22 protein-coding genes are annotated in these 16,995 nt (G+C 41.5%); 18 read left to right on the forward strand and 4 right to left on the reverse strand.

The window, feature by feature from the left end; all coding sequences use genetic code 11:
* Positions 1 to 88: 88 nt before the first annotated feature.
* From V6Z54_RS14385 to V6Z54_RS14395, 3 genes are all read left to right on the forward strand, one after another.
* The gene (locus V6Z54_RS14385; protein ID WP_073979129.1) at positions 89 to 829 is read left to right on the forward strand and encodes a polysaccharide deacetylase family protein; all 741 of its coding nucleotides are present in this window, start codon (positions 89 to 91) and stop codon (positions 827 to 829) included.
* A gap of 84 nt (positions 830 to 913) precedes the next feature.
* A complete protein-coding gene (locus tag V6Z54_RS14390; RefSeq protein WP_338527442.1) occupies positions 914 to 1,642 on the forward strand; it encodes a GDSL-type esterase/lipase family protein in 729 nt (242 codons plus the stop codon).
* A 78-nt stretch (positions 1,643 to 1,720) separates the two neighbouring features.
* Positions 1,721 to 1,870, forward strand: coding sequence for a hypothetical protein (locus V6Z54_RS14395; protein WP_175297127.1), 150 nt, complete (start codon positions 1,721 to 1,723; stop codon positions 1,868 to 1,870).
* Positions 1,871 to 2,005: 135 nt separating this feature from the next.
* Here V6Z54_RS14395 and V6Z54_RS14400 read toward each other — a convergent pair whose 3' ends face one another.
* Entirely contained in the window at positions 2,006 to 2,146 is a 141-nt protein-coding gene (locus V6Z54_RS14400; protein WP_003217327.1) for a sporulation histidine kinase inhibitor Sda, read from the reverse strand.
* A gap of 361 nt (positions 2,147 to 2,507) precedes the next feature.
* Here V6Z54_RS14400 and V6Z54_RS14405 point away from each other — a divergent pair, with 361 nt between their 5' ends.
* The 8 genes from V6Z54_RS14405 to V6Z54_RS14440 are packed head-to-tail and all read left to right on the forward strand — an operon-like array spanning position 2,508 to position 7,526.
* On the forward strand, positions 2,508 to 3,029 hold the full coding sequence (locus V6Z54_RS14405; protein ID WP_008356191.1) for a YqeG family HAD IIIA-type phosphatase: 522 nt from the start codon (positions 2,508 to 2,510) through the stop codon (positions 3,027 to 3,029).
* A 2-nt stretch (positions 3,030 to 3,031) separates the two neighbouring features.
* Positions 3,032 to 4,132, forward strand: a complete 1,101-nt coding sequence (yqeH, locus tag V6Z54_RS14410) for a ribosome biogenesis GTPase YqeH (protein ID WP_338527443.1) — start codon at positions 3,032 to 3,034, stop codon at positions 4,130 to 4,132.
* Between the two features lie 21 nt (positions 4,133 to 4,153).
* Positions 4,154 to 4,996, forward strand: a complete 843-nt coding sequence (aroE, locus tag V6Z54_RS14415; protein ID WP_338527444.1) for a shikimate dehydrogenase — start codon at positions 4,154 to 4,156, stop codon at positions 4,994 to 4,996.
* Positions 4,990 to 5,280, forward strand: a complete 291-nt coding sequence (gene yhbY, locus V6Z54_RS14420; protein WP_041086285.1) for a ribosome assembly RNA-binding protein YhbY — start codon at positions 4,990 to 4,992, stop codon at positions 5,278 to 5,280. The genes aroE and yhbY overlap by 7 nt, the downstream gene beginning before the upstream one ends.
* A gap of 13 nt (positions 5,281 to 5,293) precedes the next feature.
* Complete coding sequence (locus tag V6Z54_RS14425) at positions 5,294 to 5,863, forward strand: nicotinate-nucleotide adenylyltransferase (protein ID WP_041086283.1); 570 nt, start codon at positions 5,294 to 5,296, stop codon at positions 5,861 to 5,863.
* Positions 5,853 to 6,416 carry a bis(5'-nucleosyl)-tetraphosphatase (symmetrical) YqeK gene (gene yqeK, locus V6Z54_RS14430; protein ID WP_034280084.1) on the forward strand — a complete coding sequence of 188 codons (564 nt, stop codon included), beginning with the start codon at positions 5,853 to 5,855 and terminating at the stop codon, positions 6,414 to 6,416. Before V6Z54_RS14425 ends, yqeK begins: the two co-directional genes overlap by 11 nt.
* Before the next feature lie 13 nt (positions 6,417 to 6,429).
* Entirely contained in the window at positions 6,430 to 6,786 is a 357-nt protein-coding gene (gene rsfS / locus V6Z54_RS14435) for a ribosome silencing factor (RefSeq protein WP_003217467.1), read from the forward strand.
* Positions 6,783 to 7,526 carry a class I SAM-dependent methyltransferase gene (locus tag V6Z54_RS14440; RefSeq protein WP_073979127.1) on the forward strand — a complete coding sequence of 248 codons (744 nt, stop codon included), beginning with the start codon at positions 6,783 to 6,785 and terminating at the stop codon, positions 7,524 to 7,526. Before rsfS ends, V6Z54_RS14440 begins: the two co-directional genes overlap by 4 nt.
* A gap of 48 nt (positions 7,527 to 7,574) precedes the next feature.
* On the opposite strand, the gene comER is transcribed toward V6Z54_RS14440, so the two are convergent.
* Complete coding sequence (gene comER, locus V6Z54_RS14445) at positions 7,575 to 8,423, reverse strand: late competence protein ComER (RefSeq protein ID WP_058839051.1); 849 nt, start codon at positions 8,421 to 8,423, stop codon at positions 7,575 to 7,577.
* 90 nt (positions 8,424 to 8,513) lie between these two features.
* Here comER and V6Z54_RS14450 point away from each other — a divergent pair, with 90 nt between their 5' ends.
* The 3 genes from V6Z54_RS14450 (at position 8,514) to V6Z54_RS14460 (ending at position 12,098) form a co-directional block, all read left to right on the forward strand.
* Complete coding sequence (locus V6Z54_RS14450; protein WP_041086274.1) at positions 8,514 to 9,143, forward strand: helix-hairpin-helix domain-containing protein; 630 nt, start codon at positions 8,514 to 8,516, stop codon at positions 9,141 to 9,143.
* A gap of 65 nt (positions 9,144 to 9,208) precedes the next feature.
* Positions 9,209 to 9,778, forward strand: a complete 570-nt coding sequence (locus tag V6Z54_RS14455) for a ComE operon protein 2 (RefSeq protein WP_039180075.1) — start codon at positions 9,209 to 9,211, stop codon at positions 9,776 to 9,778.
* Complete coding sequence (locus V6Z54_RS14460) at positions 9,771 to 12,098, forward strand: DNA internalization-related competence protein ComEC/Rec2 (protein WP_073979125.1); 2,328 nt, start codon at positions 9,771 to 9,773, stop codon at positions 12,096 to 12,098. The genes V6Z54_RS14455 and V6Z54_RS14460 overlap by 8 nt, the downstream gene beginning before the upstream one ends.
* A 39-nt stretch (positions 12,099 to 12,137) precedes the next feature.
* Here the strand turns inward: V6Z54_RS14460 and V6Z54_RS14465 are convergent, their stop codons facing one another.
* Complete coding sequence (locus V6Z54_RS14465) at positions 12,138 to 12,272, reverse strand: YqzM family protein (protein ID WP_012010638.1); 135 nt, start codon at positions 12,270 to 12,272, stop codon at positions 12,138 to 12,140.
* A gap of 237 nt (positions 12,273 to 12,509) precedes the next feature.
* Between V6Z54_RS14465 and holA the strand changes: the two genes are divergently transcribed.
* Complete coding sequence (gene holA, locus V6Z54_RS14470; protein WP_338527445.1) at positions 12,510 to 13,529, forward strand: DNA polymerase III subunit delta; 1,020 nt, start codon at positions 12,510 to 12,512, stop codon at positions 13,527 to 13,529.
* 133 nt (positions 13,530 to 13,662) lie between these two features.
* On the opposite strand, the gene rpsT is transcribed toward holA, so the two are convergent.
* A complete protein-coding gene (gene rpsT, locus V6Z54_RS14475; protein ID WP_024423042.1) occupies positions 13,663 to 13,929 on the reverse strand; it encodes a 30S ribosomal protein S20 in 267 nt (88 codons plus the stop codon).
* A 198-nt stretch (positions 13,930 to 14,127) separates the two neighbouring features.
* Here rpsT and gpr point away from each other — a divergent pair, with 198 nt between their 5' ends.
* From gpr to V6Z54_RS14490, 3 genes are all read left to right on the forward strand, one after another.
* Positions 14,128 to 15,243 (forward strand): GPR endopeptidase, encoded by a 1,116-nt coding sequence (gpr, locus tag V6Z54_RS14480; RefSeq protein ID WP_041086268.1) that lies wholly within the window; start codon positions 14,128 to 14,130, stop codon positions 15,241 to 15,243.
* 66 nt (positions 15,244 to 15,309) lie between these two features.
* Positions 15,310 to 16,518, forward strand: a complete 1,209-nt coding sequence (locus tag V6Z54_RS14485) for a stage II sporulation protein P (RefSeq protein ID WP_041086852.1) — start codon at positions 15,310 to 15,312, stop codon at positions 16,516 to 16,518.
* Between the two features lie 13 nt (positions 16,519 to 16,531).
* A complete protein-coding gene (locus tag V6Z54_RS14490; RefSeq protein WP_024427951.1) occupies positions 16,532 to 16,864 on the forward strand; it encodes a YqxA family protein in 333 nt (110 codons plus the stop codon).
* Positions 16,865 to 16,995 lie beyond the last annotated feature (131 nt).

Consider the following 16,995-nt stretch of genomic DNA (forward strand, 5'->3'; position numbering starts at 1 on the left):
AGAAGAGGATATCACCATGAAGCTTGCATGAATTGATGAGAAAGCGGGCAATTTATCGGTAATGATGCTCGGTGGAGGAGGCGGTCGAATGAGAGGGCTGCATATCTTGATGTGTATATGGCTGCTATGTGCTTTTATTCCTAATAAAGTAGAGGCACGGACATTAAAACGAGTCGATCTTGAAAAAACGGGACGTGCCTTTTGGGATGTGAGAGCGGAACGGAAAAAGATTGCGATCACCTTTGATGATGGACCTCATCCAGTGTATACAAATCAAATATTGGATGTGCTGAAAAAGCATCAAGTGAATGCGAGCTTTTTTGTGATAGGGAGCCGAATCCATGCAAATCCGATGATCGCAGAACGGATTGTGGACGAAGGGAATGAACTCGGCAATCATACGATGAATCATACGTATTTTGACCTGTTGTCGTCAAAGGAGATCAAGCAGGAATTAAAAGAATCAGCGGCTCATATCGCTTCACTCCAGCCTGGCGGTCCCTTATTATTTCGCCCTCCTGGTGGACGTTTAACAATGAAATCATTCCGCATTCTGTCAAAGCAAGGGTACGATGTGGTCATGTGGTCATTTACGCAAGATCCGAAGGACTGGTCAAGACCGGGCGCACGTATAATTGCAAGCCGAATTATTGATCATATTCAAGGCGGCGATATCATCCTTCTACATGATGGCGGGGGAAATCGCAAGCAAACGGTAGAAGCATTGAAACAAGTGATTCCTGAGTTGAAGAAGAGGGGCTATGAATTTGTAAAAATAAGTGAACTACTGCACCATGACAAAGCATATATGCCTGTTCAGCTGCAATAGGCAGCATTCGTCAAAAACAGTCATTCATTGAAACCAAAAGTCTTGTCGTTTACTATATGAAGAGGGCTTTTGGAGGTGAATGTTGTGAAGAAATATGTTTTCCTTTTTATCCTATTATGTGTTGCTGCTGGGTGCTCAAAGCCAGTACAAGAAAGCGTCATTGCATTTGGTGACAGCAATACAAGAGGATCAAACTGGGACTTTCGAGATTATCCAACATCTGAAAAATGGGTGAATCTCATGAAAAACGTCGAGCGCGGCCAAATTCAAGTGAAGAATGCAGGCATTGGCGGGCAGACGACTGAAGACGCGAAACTTCGCTTTGAGCAGGATATTTTAAAACAGAAACCAACTTACGTCCTCATCATGTTCGGTACGAATGATGCGGCGATTTTAGACGGGAAACACCCCAGAGTGACGAAAAAACGGTTTAAAGAAAATTTAACCTACTTCATTTCTGAAAGTAGAAAAGAAGGCATTACCCCGATTCTCATGACCTGTGTCCCTGTTGTAGAAGGCGGGAAAAAGGGCTTGTATTATTATTCTAGATATAAGTCATCTTATTTTGCCGGGAGAGGCGGGGCAAGAGCTTGGCAAAACTCTTATAATGACATCACGAGAGAAGTAGCGAAGGATGAGCAGGTGCCGCTTGTCGACAACTGGAAAGCTTTCATCCGAGAAGCTGGTGAAGATAGTGATCATGCCCTGATTCATTCAGGCTTGATCGACCCTTCTGGCAATCATATGACACCAAAAGGGGCCAGAATTATTTATAACGAAATCAAAGAGCGTGATGTCATCAAACATTTTTAAATGATGGCCATCTGCCTAAACAAGACCATCCATCCAGCATAGTCTAACAGTATATCTTCCTAGAAGGAGGTAACTGATATGTGGGGATGTCCTTATCCTTACCCTGCGTGTTCGCCTTATCCAGCACAAGGAGCAGGAATCGGTTACGCTTTTCTTGTTGTGTTCCTTGTGGTCATTTTAGTCGTAGGCGGAGGGCTATGGTTTTGGAATGAACAGCCTTGTCATTAAGACACCTCTTCTTTTATCAGAAGGGGTGTTTTTTACGGAAAATAGTAGTAAGCCTATAGCGCAAGTGATATAATATCAGTCACCTGAGTTTAAAAAAGGAGAGTGCTCGGGAGGCATGGTTCCTGTGATATGGAATTAAGAGGAAACAGAGAGCATATGCCCGAGCGAACGTCTTTTCATTTCTGTCTCAATTAATTCAATGAAGTCGCGATTTAAGTTCATTTCATTTGCTTTATAATACGATTCTATAAGTAAATCATCTGACAGCTTTTTCATACTAGAAACCCATATGATGGGAAAAACACCTCCCCTGAAAAAGTTGGCATAAAATTTGAGGAAAAGACATATCATCATAGGTTGATCGACTGTCTTTGAAGTACCTTTAATCTACCATGAATGGGAAACAAGAACAATCGTTCTGTTATCCACATGGGTAAGTGGATAACTTGTGGGTAGAGTGTTTATAATTGAATGAAAGCGTGATGAAATATAGGTGGATAATGTGTGTAAAATTATCCACACCTGTTGAAGGTCCTCATCATATGTCGAAAACTTTTTCATTGTATTCGATAGACAGACAAATTGTGATTTGATTCGACACAATCGCTGAAAACCAATGGAAGAAAGGGTGCAAATTGTGCTAAAGAAGTATTTCTTACCGGATGAATTTGTGAAAAGTATTTTCCACATTTCACCGCAAAAATTAAAAGAACGAAATGTAAAAGGAATTATTACCGATCTAGATAACACACTAGTAGAATGGGACCGTCCAAGTGCGACACCGCGGTTAATTGAATGGTTTCAAGAAATGAAAGATCACGGGATACAAGTGACGATTGTATCGAACAATAATGAAAAAAGGGTCAAGCTTTTTTCTGAACCGGTTCATATCCCGTTTATTTATAAAGCGAGAAAGCCTATGGGAAGAGCCTTTAACAAGGCAGTTGCTGATATGCAATTGAAAAAAGAAGATGTGGTTGTCATTGGAGATCAGCTCATGACAGATGTTCTTGGCGGGAATCGTCATGGCTTCCATACGATTTTGGTCGTTCCTGTTGCTGCCTCGGACGGATTTTTCACAAAGTTTAACAGGCAGATTGAACGCAGAATTTTAGGTGCCTTAAAGCGTAAGGGCCACATTCAGTGGGAGGAAGAGTAATAATGGAAAAGGTTGTTTGTATTGGCTGCGGTGTAGCCATTCAGACGGAAGATAAAGATCAATTAGGATATGCGCCGGCAGCATCTCTATTGAAAGAAGATGTGATCTGTCAGCGCTGTTTTAGGTTAAAGAACTACAATGAAATTCAAGATGTTTCTTTAACAGAAGACGACTTTTTAAATATATTGCACAGCATTGGAGAGACAGATTCTCTCATTGTGAAGGTCGTTGATATTTTTGACTTTAACGGAAGCTGGATCAATGGACTGAGCCGTATTGTCGGTGGTAATCCGATTTTACTTGTCGGCAACAAAGTGGATATTTTACCGAAATCCGTGAAAAAAGATCGTCTGATTCATTGGATGAAACGGGAAGCAAAGGAAAACGGATTAAACCCTATCGATGTTTTCTTAATTAGTGCAAGCAGAGGCCAGGGCGTACCTGAGGTGATGGAAGCGATTGATCATTACCGCGCGGGAAGAAATGTCTATGTTGTCGGCTGTACGAATGTTGGGAAATCAACATTTATCAATCGAATCATCAAAGAAGTATCTGGAGAAGAGAATGTCATTACTACCTCCCAATATCCAGGTACTACACTTGATGCGATTGAAATTCCGCTTGATGACGGGTCTGCATTATTTGATACACCGGGCATCATCAACCGCCATCAAATGGCGCACTATGTCAGTAAAAATGACTTGAAGATTTTAACGCCGAAAAAAGAATTGAAACCAAGAACGTTCCAATTAAATGAATCACAAACGCTTTATTTTGGCGGACTGGCTCGATTTGATTACGTAAAAGGCGGCAGAACATCATTTGTCTGCTATATGCCAAATGAGCTGAACATTCACCGTACAAAGCTGGAGAACGCAGATGATTTATATGAAAAACATGCAGGAGAACTGCTGTCACCGCCATCAAAAGAGGGAATGGAAGATTTCCCGCCGCTCGTTCCGCATACCTTTACCATTGATCAGCCAAAAATGGACATCGTCTTTTCAGGTTTAGGCTGGGTCACTGCAAATGATGCGGACAAGCAAATCAAAGTCTATGCGCCAAAAGGCGTACATGTGTTTATGAGACGTTCGTTAATTTAAATGTTCAAAGGGGGAGAGACCTTGAAACCTTTATACGGAGTAATCGGAAACCCTGTTGGCCACTCAATGTCTCCGGATATTCATAATGCAGCATTAAAGGATGCTGGAATTGATGGACATTATCATGGCTTTCAAGTAGAAAATGATGACCTGAAAGATGCGATTAGCGGCATAAAAGCGTTAGGAATCAACGGCATTAACGTCACTGTTCCGCACAAGGTAGAAATCATGAAGTATCTTGACAAAATTGATGTCACAGCTGAACGCCTTGGTGCCGTCAATACGGTGCGGCTCGAAGGGGATCAGCTCGTTGGGTACAATACAGATGGAGAAGGCTTTCTTCATTCGTTGCTTGAAGCCCTGGATCAGCCGTTATCAGAGCTGTCATTTCTCTTGATTGGTGCTGGCGGAGCGGCAAGAGCGATTTATACGACAATTGCTCAGTATGCACCGAAGTGCTTTGATATTACGAACCGCACCATTGAAAAAGCTGAAGCTTTAATTGAAAGTGCAGAGGGGAAAATCACATCTCAAGCAATCACATTAAATACAGCAGAAGAGCGGCTTGGGGAATATGATGTCATCATCCATACGACCTCGATCGGCATGTATCCAAATGTTGAAGAAACCCCGATTTCTTTAGCGAACGCAAAAAAAACAGCGGTCGTTTGTGATATTGTGTATAATCCAATAGAAACAAAACTGCTATGTGAAGCAGCAGGTTTAGGCTTGAAAACAGTGGATGGGGTTGGCATGTTTGTTGGACAAGCAGTAAGAGCCTTTGAACTGTGGACAGGAATGACGCCTGACGCCGGAAAAATGAAGTCAATTGTCATAGAGAAATTAGGAGGAACACCATGTTAAAAGGTAAGCAAAAACGTTTTTTACGTGCACAAGCACATCATTTATCACCTATTTTTCAAGTTGGAAAAGGCGGGGTAAATAACAATATGGTCAAGCAAATTTCCGAGGCGCTTGAAGCAAGAGAACTGTTAAAGGTCAGCGTATTGCAAAATTGTGACGAGGACAAAACAGAAGTTGCGAAAGCACTTGTAAAAGGTGCAAAGGCAGAACTCGTTCAAACGATCGGAAATGTGATTGTCCTTTACAAAGAATCTAAGGAAAATAAACAAATTAAGCTGCCGTAAAGGTGGATGCGATATGAAAAAAATAGGGTTGTTCGGCGGTACGTTTGATCCTCCCCATAATGGGCATTTACTGATGGCAAGTGAGGTGCGGATTCAAGTAGGGCTTGATGAAATTTGGTTTATCCCAAACCATATGCCTCCTCATAAAACAGGACGGAAACGAGCAGATAGTCATCACCGGATAAACATGGTGGAGGCGGCGATTCAGTCAAATCCGTATTTTCGGCTCGAGCTCATTGAAATGGAGCGAGAGGGTCCGTCTTATACCGTAGATACAGTGAATCTGCTAAAGAAGCGTCATCCAGAAGATCAGTTCTTTTTTATGATAGGAGCGGACATGGTCGAGTATTTGCCAAAATGGCATCGGATCGATGACTTGCTTCAAATGATCACCTTTATTGGGATGAAAAGACCGGGTTACGTTGGAAGTACGGCATATCCTCTTTTATTTGCAGATGTTCCAGCTTTTGATGTATCATCGACATTGATTAGGCAGCGAATAGAGCAGGGAAAACCTGTCGATTATTTGATTCCGAAAGCTGTTGAGCGTTATATAAAGGAGCATCATTTATATGAATCGTGAAGAAGCATTGAATTGTGTCAAAGAGCAGTTAACAGAGCATAGATATACACATACACTTGGAGTCATGGAAACAGCCATTTCATTAGCGGAACGGTTCGGTGCAGATGTGAAAAAAGCAGAGATCGCCGCTATTTTTCATGATTATGCGAAATTTAGACCAAAGGAAGAAATGAAGGGGATTATCCAAAAAGAACAGATGAACCCTTTATTGCTTGAATATTCGCCAGAGCTTTGGCACGCTCCGGTCGGTGCCTATTTGGTCAAAAAAGAAGCTGGAATTGACGATCAAGATGTGTTAACAGCCATTGAATTTCATACTTCCGGCAGACCAGACATGACTTTACTTGAAAAAGTCATTTATGTCGCAGATTATATAGAACCAGGACGACATTTCCCTGGGGTCGAAGAAGTAAGGGAGTTAGCAGAACATGATCTAGATCGTGCACTGATCCAATCATTAAAAAACACCATCAGTTTTCTAATGAAAAAGAATCAGCCAGTCTTTCCAGATACGCTTGCTACTTACAACTCGCTTGTGCATAAGAACAACTAAGGAGGAATTTTGGATGGATTCATCATCAATTTTAAACGTCGCAGCAGGAGCATGCGATGATAAACGGGCTGAGGATATTATTGCCCTTAATATGCAAGGAATCTCACTTGTTGCAGATTATTTTCTCATTTGTCACGGGAATTCTGATAAACAAGTGCAAGCCATTGCAAGAGAAGTAAAACATCTTGCAGAGGAAAGCGGAATTGAAGTAAAGAAGATGGAAGGCTTTGATGAAGCAAGATGGGTATTGATTGACCTAGGTGATGTCATTGCCCATGTGTTCCACAAAGAAGAAAGAGGATATTACAATCTAGAAAAGCTTTGGGGAGATGCGCCGAGAGAAACGCTTTCACTTGGCATTAACTCATGATTTATCAAGGGTTTGCAGGTGTGTATGACGAGCTCATGACACATGCACCTTATGATGAATGGGTTCAGTGGATCCAGCAGTATATTAATCCGAATGCTGCCATCATCGATGTAGGCTGTGGAACTGGAGAGATTTCTCTTCGGTTAGCTGAAAAGGGCCACAAGGTCACAGGAATTGACCTCAGTGAAGAAATGCTGGCCTTCGCGCAGCAAAAAGCCCAGGCGAAAAAGCAGTCGATTCAATTTCTACATCAAGATATGAGAGAGGTTACGGGCTTTGAGCAAGCCTTCCAGGCAGCCGTTATTTGCTGTGATTCCTTGAATTACTTAAAAAACGAAAATGACGTCAAAAAAACCTTTAAAAACATGTTTCAGCTTTTAGAGGAAGATGGGGTTTTACTTTTTGATGTTCATACGCCTTATAAAATGGAAGAGGTATTCCCGGGATCGACTTTTGCAGATCAAGATGAAGAGATTAGCTATATTTGGCAGAGCGATAAAGGGGATGACATGTATTCGGTCATTCATGATTTAAGCTTTTTTGTAAAAGATGGAGACATGTATCAGCGTTATGATGAGACGCATGAACAGCGCACATTTCCATTTGAAACATATGCAGCGTTCCTTGAGTCCGCTGGTTTTGAACAAATAGAAGTGACCGCTGATTTTACAAATGAAGCTCCCGGTGAATTCACCGAAAGATATTTTATCTCAGCTAAGAAACCAAAAACCATCGTTTAATAGAACGATGGTTTTTTAAAACCCTTTTTTCGCTTGTTGCAAAGGTGATTAATTTCTGCGATCATCAGTGAACACACTTGGTGGATATTGATGCGCAACTGCTTCAAGGTCTTCATCGAATTTTTCATGAGTGTTTTGAAAGAGACGGTGAAACATATCTTGCACACCTGCTTCAAGTGCTTTAATGCCTTCACCAGTTACGCCGCCTTTCACACATACTTTGTCTTGGAGTGTCGGAAGGGTATAGACTCTTTTTTCAATCAAACGGCCAAGTCCAACAAGCATATCTTCTGATAAGGTGGTGGCTTCTTCTTTAGAAATATCCGTTTCTTCTACAGCCGCTTCAATCATTTTCTGAACGAGAAAACTGATAAAAGCAGGTCCGCAGCTGACAATATCGGAAGCCGCTCTTGTAATCGAATGGTGGATCTCGATTGGTGTTGAAATGCACGAAGCTAACTGCCTTAACGCTGTTTTCGTCACGGCATTGCATGATGAACCAAAAGTTAAAAGTGATGCGCCTGATAATGCGCGGTTTGTAATGCTTGGAATCAGCCTGGCTGTTTGACAAGGAACGATATCCTGAAGCTGTTCAGGATGAACCGGACTTGTAATGATGACAATGGTTTGCTGCTCCGTTAAAAGAGGGCTCAGCTCCTTTAAAAGTGGATAAATATCAAGTGGTTTGACACAAACAAAAATGAAATCTTTATTCGTGACAGCCCCTGAAAGCTGTTTCGTTACTTCAAGCTCTGGATGGTTCTTTTTTATATTGAACGCTTTTTCAATGGTTCGGTTTGTAATGGTGATCGATGAGGGATTGACTGCCTTTGATTCAATAAATGCCTCAGTAAGTATGGTACCCATGTTTCCTGTACCGATTAACCCTATATTCAAACGTTCTCCCTCCTTAGACGCATAGGATCTGTTATCTTCTAAACAGTATGTCGAGCAGTAGAAAAATATGATTGAAAGAAGCGTGAGTAAGTGAAACGACTCATTCCATTAAAAAAATACAGTCTTTATATTGCAGCTGGGCTCATGGTTGTGATGATCACCAGTTTCTTCTTTTTCACTGGAAAAGGGGAGGGCAGCAGAGAAGCAAATGTATTGAAGGGGAATAAAGACATACAAGTCACATTAGAAGACAAACAAGAAAAGACAGAAAAAGAGCCATCGACGATTTTTGTAGAAGTCAAAGGAGCTGTAAGAAAGCCAGGTGTTTATACGTTTCAATCTGATGCTCGGGTAGAAGAAGCGATTCGAAGGGCAGGAGGCTTTACTAGCAAAGCAGATTCGATTGAAATCAACCAAGCAGCAAAATTAGAGGATAGTATGATGATTTATGTTCGAAAGCAGGGGGAAGCAGAAAGAGAGACGCAAACAGCATCAGCTGACGCATCAACGGACGTTGAAAAGAGTGAGGGTGTAAATGTCAATCAGGCCGATGCAGCCGAATTGCAAACAATTAACGGCATAGGACCAGCTAAAGCCGAAGCTATTATTACGTATAGAGAGGAACACGGAGATTTTCAACAAATTGAAGACTTGCGGAACATTTCAGGTTTTGGGGAAAAGACGATTGAACGGCTGAAAAGTCAATTGACCGTGAAGTAGAATTGACGGTATAGAAGAAAGGCATGTACACTTAATATCAACCATCATTCTGGAGGGATCAGCTCGTGGAAAGAATTTCATGGAATCAATATTTTATGGCACAAAGCCATTTGCTTGCTTTACGAAGCACCTGTGAGCGGTTAGCTGTTGGGGCGACCATTGTAAGGGACAAGCGCATCATTGCAGGGGGGTATAATGGCTCCATTGCCGGTGATGTTCATTGTGCGGATGTAGGATGCTATGTCATTGATCATCACTGTGTTCGCACGATCCATGCGGAAATGAATGCTATTTTACAATGTGCCAAATTTGGTGCACCTACAGCTGATGCTGAAATATATGTCACACATTTTCCTTGTTTACAGTGCTGTAAAGCCATCATTCAAGCGGGCATACGGACAGTGTACTATGCAAAGGATTATAAAAATCATCCATATGCCGTTGATTTATTCGAGCAGGCGGGTGTTCAAACAGAGCAAGTTGAATTAGATGAAATGATCATCGACTTAAAAAATCAAGAAAAATTGGCCTTTGTTGCAGATTTAATTGGGAAGCTGAGTGAATCAGGACTTAGCGAAACAGAGATTCGCGATATGCATGAGAAGGCGAATCAATTATTTACTTCCTATGTTTAAATATTTGCCGTTTGGAGCAATTTCAGCAGCTGTTGGAATTGCTCTGGCTGCATATCATCTTCATATGTATTTCCTTCTTTTACTTCTCATCTTATTACTTCTCAGCCTGCTGAAAAAAATGCCTCAGCTCTTTTTAATGGTCAGCCTATGCGGTGCTGTCTATATACTCATTTTTATGGTTCATGAGTCTCTTGAAACGGATCAACTCATACAAGAAAAATTCCTATCTGGTTCCGTTGTGATTGAAAGCATTCCGAAAACAGATGGCAATCGTTTTTCAGCGACTGTATCGACAGACCATGAACGACTAGCCACTTTTTATACAATTCAAACAGAGCGTGAAAAGGAGGCATTAAAAGAGGTAGAACCTGGTATGAGCTGTCACATGACTGGTGATGTTCGCCCAGCAAAACACGCAACCATTCCTAACGGATTTCAATACGATCAATTTTTAAAAACAAAAGGCATTGCAGCTATTTTCCTGCCACAGTCGATCAAAAACTGTACAAAAAAAGGCGGTTCTTCCTACTATCTTCAAGCGATGAGGCAAAAGGGTTTGAAATTTTTAGAGGACCATGTGCCAAAACACTCTGTTGGCATTGTACAGGCACTTATTTTTGGCGATCGTGAGTTGATAGAACCTGACACATTAAGAGATTATCAAATGCTCGGTATTATTCATTTACTAGCGATCTCAGGATTGCATGTGCAAACGCTTCTTGTGTGTTTATTTTGGTGCCTCCTTCGTGTGGGTGTGACAAGAGAGACAGCGCGTATTCTTCTATTATGCTTTCTTCCTGTTTATGCTTGTTTGACAGGTGCTGCACCATCTGTTTTAAGAGCTTGTCTCATGGCAGGAATCTATTTAGTGATGACTAGTCTGCCAAAAGAATTGAAACAGCCTTCTGCTGTGGTATTAAGTGCAACGTTTTTACTCTTATTAGCAATTCATCCTCTTTATTTATTTGATATTGGATTTCAGCTTTCCTTCGTGGTGACGTTTTTTATTTTGTTATCGACTAGGATTTTATCAAAAGCAAAAAGTTCGGTCATGCAATTATTCCTGATTTCCTTTATTGCACAGCTAGCTTCGCTCCCTGTTCTTTTATATCATTTTCATCAATTCTCTTTACTGAGCGTTCCTTTGAACATGATATTTGTTCCTTTTTATACAACGATCGTCATGCCGCTATCCTTACTCTTTTTTCTTTTGATGATCATTTATCTTCCGCTTGGACAAACATTGTTTCAACTTCTTGATTCGGTGATCCAGCTTAGTCATCAATTGTCAGCCTATATGGCTGATTTTGATGGATTCAATTTGATTTTTATGAAGTCAACTTGGTGGCATATTGTTCTTGAGGTGAGTGCCTTAATTGTTCTGTTAGTTATGATGGAGTGCAAAACTTCTGTGAAGTCCTATGCTGTGCCGCTCCTTTTTCTCATTGGTGTCTTGAGTACACACTATTTCACCCCGAATTTTTTCGAAAAAGGGGAAGTGACGATGCTGGATGTAGGACAGGGGGATAGTTTGTTTATTCAGCTGCCCTATCGAAAGGGGCACCTGCTTGTGGACACGGGAGGCAGGCTTTCTTTTGAAGAAGAACCGTGGAAAAAAAGACGAAAAGTGTCTACGATCGGTGATCAAACGCTGATCCCGTTTTTACATTCTAAAGGTATAGCGAAACTTGATGTCCTTATTCTGACGCATGCGGATCAAGACCATATGGGAGAAGCGGTTCGTTTAATCAAGCGAAATAAAGTAAAGCGGCTGGCTATACCAAAAGGCTTTGCACGGAGTCCAGAGGAAGCGGAGCTGTTAAAAGAAGCAGCTGATCAAGGGATTATGATTGATGAATTAGAGAGAGGAGATCAGCTTCAGATTGGAGAGCAAATATTTGACGTTCTTCATCCGTCTCGTGATCGTGTGACAACTAAGAATAATGATTCACTTGTTTTGACATTTACTCTAGGCGGGAAGCGGTTTATGCTCACTGGAGACCTTGAACAAGAAGGAGAGCGAGACATTATAGAAGCCTTTCCTCATCTGCGGGCAGATATCTTAAAGGTTGGACATCACGGGAGTAAAGGGTCAACAAGCGAAGCATGGCTTCAGCATCTCAAGGCCTCACATGCACTCATTTCAGCAGGTGAACGCAATCGTTATCAGCATCCACATCAGGAAGTCTTGAAAAAATTAAAGGACCACCAAATGAAGGTGTATCGTACAGATACCGACGGGAGCGTGACGTATGAATTTCTCGATGAGGAAGGAACGTTTTACACTCACCCTCCATATGATATCTTACAAACTCAATAAAAAAACTGCCAAAACGGCAGTCATGTAACCTTCATGAAGTTAAGATCCAACGAGGTGTATAATAGTTGCCAAAATAAACATTGAGGCGAAAAATCCGAATGTGACGATAAAACCAACGGCTGAGTCGGTCACATCATTCCGCTTGCTTTGAACATTTTTTTCAAATTCATTCATTTTCATCCCTCCTGGCTAATTTTAGTATACTTGAACTCATTTGGAATTGCTAGAAGGTAAAGTAACCGTTTTCCATTTTCATGATCATTTTATGAATATCGTCTGACAGCAGGCTGACCCGGGAGCCTGCGCCGGACGTTTACTATAAATGAGGAGGCGGCACTTTCAGCTTCCTCTTTACTAATGTCTTCACACACTTTAGGATAGAGGAGGAAGTGAAAGAGAGGGATTCAATTGATGGTCTTTGATGTATGGAACAATTTAAAACGAGGGGATATCCATCCCGTTTATTGCTTATATGGGAAAGAAACATATTTACTGCAAGAAACCGCCGCTAAATTGAGACAAGCTGTAGTAGACGAGGAAACGAAAGATTTTAATTACTCCATCTTCGATATGGAAGAGGTGCCGCTTGAACAGGCTGTGACGGATGCAGAAACATTTCCGTTTATGGGAGAACGACGTCTCGTCGTGATCAAGAATCCTTATTTTCTTACAGCTGAGAAGAAAAAGGAAAAGATCGAGCATGAGCTTTCTGTATTAGAAGCTTATTTAGAAAAGCCAGCGCCCTATACCATTCTCGTGTTATTAGCACCATATGAAAAGCTGGATGAGCGTAAAAAAATCACCAAATTGCTAAAAAAGAAAGCTGCTGTTGTTGAGGCGAAAGAATTAAACCCAAAAGAAACAACTGATTTCACCATCACACTGGTGAAGACAGAAGGAAAGATGATTACATCTGAAGCGGCTGAGCAGCTTGTGATGCTATGCGGCGGAAGTCTATCTTCTCTATTCCAAGAGGTTCGGAAGCTAAGTACATATATTGGAGAGCGGGAGGGAATTGAGTTAGCGGATGTCAATCAGCTCGTTGCAAGAAGCTTAGAGCAAAATATTTTCGAGCTGATTAATCAAATTGTAAACAGACGCCGCTCTGAGGCCATGCAGATGTTTTATGACCTGCTGAAGCAAAATGAGGAACCCATTAAAATATTAGCACTCATTTCAACTCAATTTCGATTGATTTTGCAGACGAAGTACTTCGCTCAGCAAGGATATGGACAAAAACAAATCGCTTCAAATCTAAAAGTCCATCCATTCCGGGTCAAACTTGCTATGGATCAGGCAAGACTGTTTTCAGAAGAAGAGCTCAAGCAGATCGTCAAAGAGCTTTCAACGATTGATTATGAAATGAAAACGGGTAAAAAGGACAAGCAGCTGCTGTTAGAATTGTTCCTGCTTCGATTGTTAGGCGCTTGAACATAAAAAAACGACCTTCTAAAAAGAGGGTCGTTTTTGTTTAGATGTATAATTGCCAGTCTGTCCTTAGGCTCGGCCGGTCAGGACGGACGTACAGTTAAACAGGTGCCTCATCACTGAGGCGTTGCAAGCATTATGCAGAAAGTCCGTTTACTTGTTTAGCAAGTCTTGATTTGTAACGCGCAGCTGCGTTTTTGTGTACAAGACCAGTTTTAACGGCTTTGTCAATGCGTTTTGCAGCAGAAGCAAGAGCAGCTTTTGCTTGCTCAGCATCGTTGTTAGCTACAGAAACTTCAACTTGTTTAATCGCAGTACGCATCGCAGACTTGATTGTTACGTTATGTGCACGGCGTTCGTTATTCGTTTTTGTACGTTTGATCGCTGATTTAATATTTGGCATGTGTTTCACCTCCTAAGATACAACCTAAACACAATTGTCTTAAGGTTAAATCTTCACAATAGAACAAATTGTATTCTATCAAACACACCTTTAGAATGCAATATAAATGTAAAGTATTTTTCATTGATGACGTGCTCGAATGTTTCTTTAAAGAGATGGAAAGACTACTGTTAATTACTTGGTGGAAGGAGTCTTTTTATGGAGAAACAGAAACTCGATTTAAGCGTTTATCAAATCCGGACAGACCTGGCTGTTGAAACAAAAGAGATACTAGAACAAGAGAACGATCCGAATGTCGTCAAAAAGGACGGGATCCAAGGGATCGTCGAAAAAGAAAAGGATGAGCAAGGCATCCGCATCCGTACTGTAGAAATCACGAAAGAAGGGGAGGAGCTGACCGGCAAAAAGGCAGGGACATACTTGACGTTTGAAGCGCAAGGCATTCGGGAGAAAGACTCTGAGATGCAAGAAAAAGTCGTCCAAGTCTTTGCCCGTCATTTTGCTCATTTTTTAAAAGACAGAGGCATTCAGGCAGATGCGAGCTGCCTTGTAGTAGGACTGGGAAACTGGAATGTCACGCCAGATGCACTAGGTCCTCTCACAGTCGAAAACCTGCTTGTGACCCGTCATCTCTTTGAATTACAGCCGGAAAATGTTCAGGAAGGCTATCGCCCGGTTTCCTCTTTGTCGCCAGGTGTGATGGGACTGACTGGTATTGAAACAAGTGACATTATCCAAGGTGTGATTGAGCGGTCTAAGCCTGATTTTGTCATTGCGGTTGACGCCCTTGCTGCTCGTGCGGTGGAACGAGTGAATACAACCATTCAAATTTCTGATACAGGTATCCATCCCGGTTCTGGTGTAGGGAATAAGCGAAAAGAATTAAGCAAAGAAACATTGGGCATTCCAGTAATTGCGATTGGCGTTCCGACAGTTGTGGATGCAGTAACGATTGCTAGTGACACAATTGATTATGTCTTAAAGCATTTTGGTAGAGAACTAAAAGATGATAGACCATCCCGCTCTCTTGTGCCGGCTGGTTTGACATTCGGGAAGAAAAAAGTGCTCAACGAAGAAGACTTGCCAGATGAGGAAACACGTCAATCATTCTTAGGCATCGTAGGAACCCTTCCTGAAGAAGAGAAAAGGCAGCTGATCCATGAAGTGCTTGCGCCGCTCGGGCAAAATTTAATGGTCACGCCTAAAGAAGTCGATACATTCATTGATGATATGGCAAACGTACTTGCCAACGGATTAAACACAGCGCTTCATCAAAAAATCACTCAAGATAACATGGGTTCATATAATCATTAATCGGTTCTACTTTCTCTAGCTCGCTCATAGTGTAATTACTAGAAAGCGTGCTGGAGGGAGTAAATGATGAAAAAAAGACCCCGCCGTCCTCGACAGTTGGTCGTTGCGATTAATGGAACGAAAGTAGTCAAAAGCATTTTCTTATTTATTGCCTCTCTTGTTGTGGTGTTTGTAATGTCAGGGGCTTTAACATCTTTAAAACCTGAGCTGAGACCGCAAGCCTCGTTATATGGTGTAGCAGATGAGCTCTCTGGCGCATTTTTTGCCACATTAATGGGCATGGAAAACCAATATTTCGCCTCAGCAGTTCCAGAAGCTCAAAGAGGATTTCATTTCTCTGGGCTGTCACTGAAGCTTGCAACCAGTATTAATTTAGAAGACCCGCGCAGTTTCCTAGGAAGAGAACTCCCAGGTTTTGAACATTTTGATACAAAAATCATCTTAGCGGGTGAAGGAACAGACTATACCAACATGCCAATGGAATCGCCGCCTCCGAGTGAAGTGATCCAAGATGAAAAAGAAGCAAATTTGGCTGAGCTGGACAAGCTCGATGATGATACACCGAAAAAGCCTGCCAAAGAACCTGACCGGTCAACAGGAAAACGAAAAGCTGTGTACATTTATCACACACATAACACGGAATCATATTTACCATTCTTAAAAGGAGAAACGAATCCAAATAATGCACGGCACTCAAAAGTGAATGTCACGCTTGTCGGCGACATGTTTGGAAAGGCACTTGATCAGCAAGGTATCGGCAATACAGTCGACAAAACGGAAATAGAAAAAAGACTGTTGAAAAAAGGATTAAAGTATCCGCAGTCTTATAATGAATCAAGATTGGTCGTGAAAGAAGCCTTGGCCAAAAATGATGACCTCGATTATTTAATTGATATTCACCGGGACTCAAGAAGAAAGAAAGATACGACTGTCGAAATCAAAGGGAAGAAATATGCGAGAATTGCGTTTGTTGTAGGGAAGAAGAATCAAAGCTATGAGAAAAACTTAAAGCTTGCGACAGAGTTCCACCATTTGATGGAGAAAAAATATAAAGGTCTTAGTGTCGGTGTGTTTGCCAAAGGAGAAATTGGCGATAATGGAATCTATAATCAAGATTTATCCGACAAAGCCCTTCTTTTAGAATTTGGCGGAGTGGATAATAATATGGAAGAATTAAGAAATGCATCCAATGCGGCAGCTGATGTATTCAGCGACATTTTCTGGGACGCGGAAAAGGTGGACGGCAAAGCAACGGATGAGAAAAAACGCTCTTAAGGTGGTGACGGGTATGGGCTCATTTATTGGAAAAACCATTATTTTAGGATTGGTCTTGCTGTTTGGTGTCTTTTTAGGAATGCAGCAAGCGAATAATGGCATGCTGCAAATGAAGGGCTACCATGATCCGCAATTAAAAGGAGCTTTCTCCATTCAAATGAACGACGATGAAGAAAAGGAAGCTTCTATCTTAGGAACGGCTGTTACAGAAAAGGATCTTGCCGAAAAACAAAAGCAGCTGGAGGAAATAGAAGGATTTAATGCCTTCTCCAAGGCAGGAAAAGCCCTGTCTGATGGTATGACACATGCAGCCCGTTCTCTTTATGATTGGGTGAATGGGAAATAAATGAATTTCATGAGATATCACCCTTTTAATCAAAGCCGCTGACCGATAAGCGGCTTTTCTTGATTTCGATTGAATCTTTACAGCCCTATTGATATAATCTAACCTAGCGCAACCCGCGTTTTATAGTAGGA

Source organism: Bacillus sp. MAG717A (assembly GCF_036884855.1).
Lineage (GTDB): Bacteria > Bacillota > Bacilli > Bacillales > Bacillaceae > Bacillus > Bacillus safensis.

Coding starts and splice junctions, on each gene's coding strand:
- yqeH (WP_338527443.1), top strand. CDS start 3,032: ATGGAAAAGGTTGTTTGTATTGGCTGCGGTGTAGCCATTCAGACGGAA.
- V6Z54_RS14490 (WP_024427951.1), top strand. CDS start 16,532: ATGGGCTCATTTATTGGAAAAACCATTATTTTAGGATTGGTCTTGCTG.
- V6Z54_RS14440 (WP_073979127.1), top strand. CDS start 6,783: ATGATTTATCAAGGGTTTGCAGGTGTGTATGACGAGCTCATGACACAT.
- V6Z54_RS14465 (WP_012010638.1), bottom strand. CDS start 12,272: ATGAATGAATTTGAAAAAAATGTTCAAAGCAAGCGGAATGATGTGACC.
- V6Z54_RS14485 (WP_041086852.1), top strand. CDS start 15,310: ATGAAAAAAAGACCCCGCCGTCCTCGACAGTTGGTCGTTGCGATTAAT.
- V6Z54_RS14395 (WP_175297127.1), top strand. CDS start 1,721: ATGTGGGGATGTCCTTATCCTTACCCTGCGTGTTCGCCTTATCCAGCA.
- V6Z54_RS14385 (WP_073979129.1), top strand. CDS start 89: ATGAGAGGGCTGCATATCTTGATGTGTATATGGCTGCTATGTGCTTTT.
- gpr (WP_041086268.1), top strand. CDS start 14,128: ATGGAGAAACAGAAACTCGATTTAAGCGTTTATCAAATCCGGACAGAC.
- rsfS (WP_003217467.1), top strand. CDS start 6,430: ATGGATTCATCATCAATTTTAAACGTCGCAGCAGGAGCATGCGATGAT.
- rpsT (WP_024423042.1), bottom strand. CDS start 13,929: ATGCCAAATATTAAATCAGCGATCAAACGTACAAAAACGAATAACGAA.
- yqeK (WP_034280084.1), top strand. CDS start 5,853: ATGAATCGTGAAGAAGCATTGAATTGTGTCAAAGAGCAGTTAACAGAG.
- V6Z54_RS14460 (WP_073979125.1), top strand. CDS start 9,771: ATGTTTAAATATTTGCCGTTTGGAGCAATTTCAGCAGCTGTTGGAATT.
- yhbY (WP_041086285.1), top strand. CDS start 4,990: ATGTTAAAAGGTAAGCAAAAACGTTTTTTACGTGCACAAGCACATCAT.
- V6Z54_RS14400 (WP_003217327.1), bottom strand. CDS start 2,146: ATGAAAAAGCTGTCAGATGATTTACTTATAGAATCGTATTATAAAGCA.
- V6Z54_RS14425 (WP_041086283.1), top strand. CDS start 5,294: ATGAAAAAAATAGGGTTGTTCGGCGGTACGTTTGATCCTCCCCATAAT.
- holA (WP_338527445.1), top strand. CDS start 12,510: ATGGTCTTTGATGTATGGAACAATTTAAAACGAGGGGATATCCATCCC.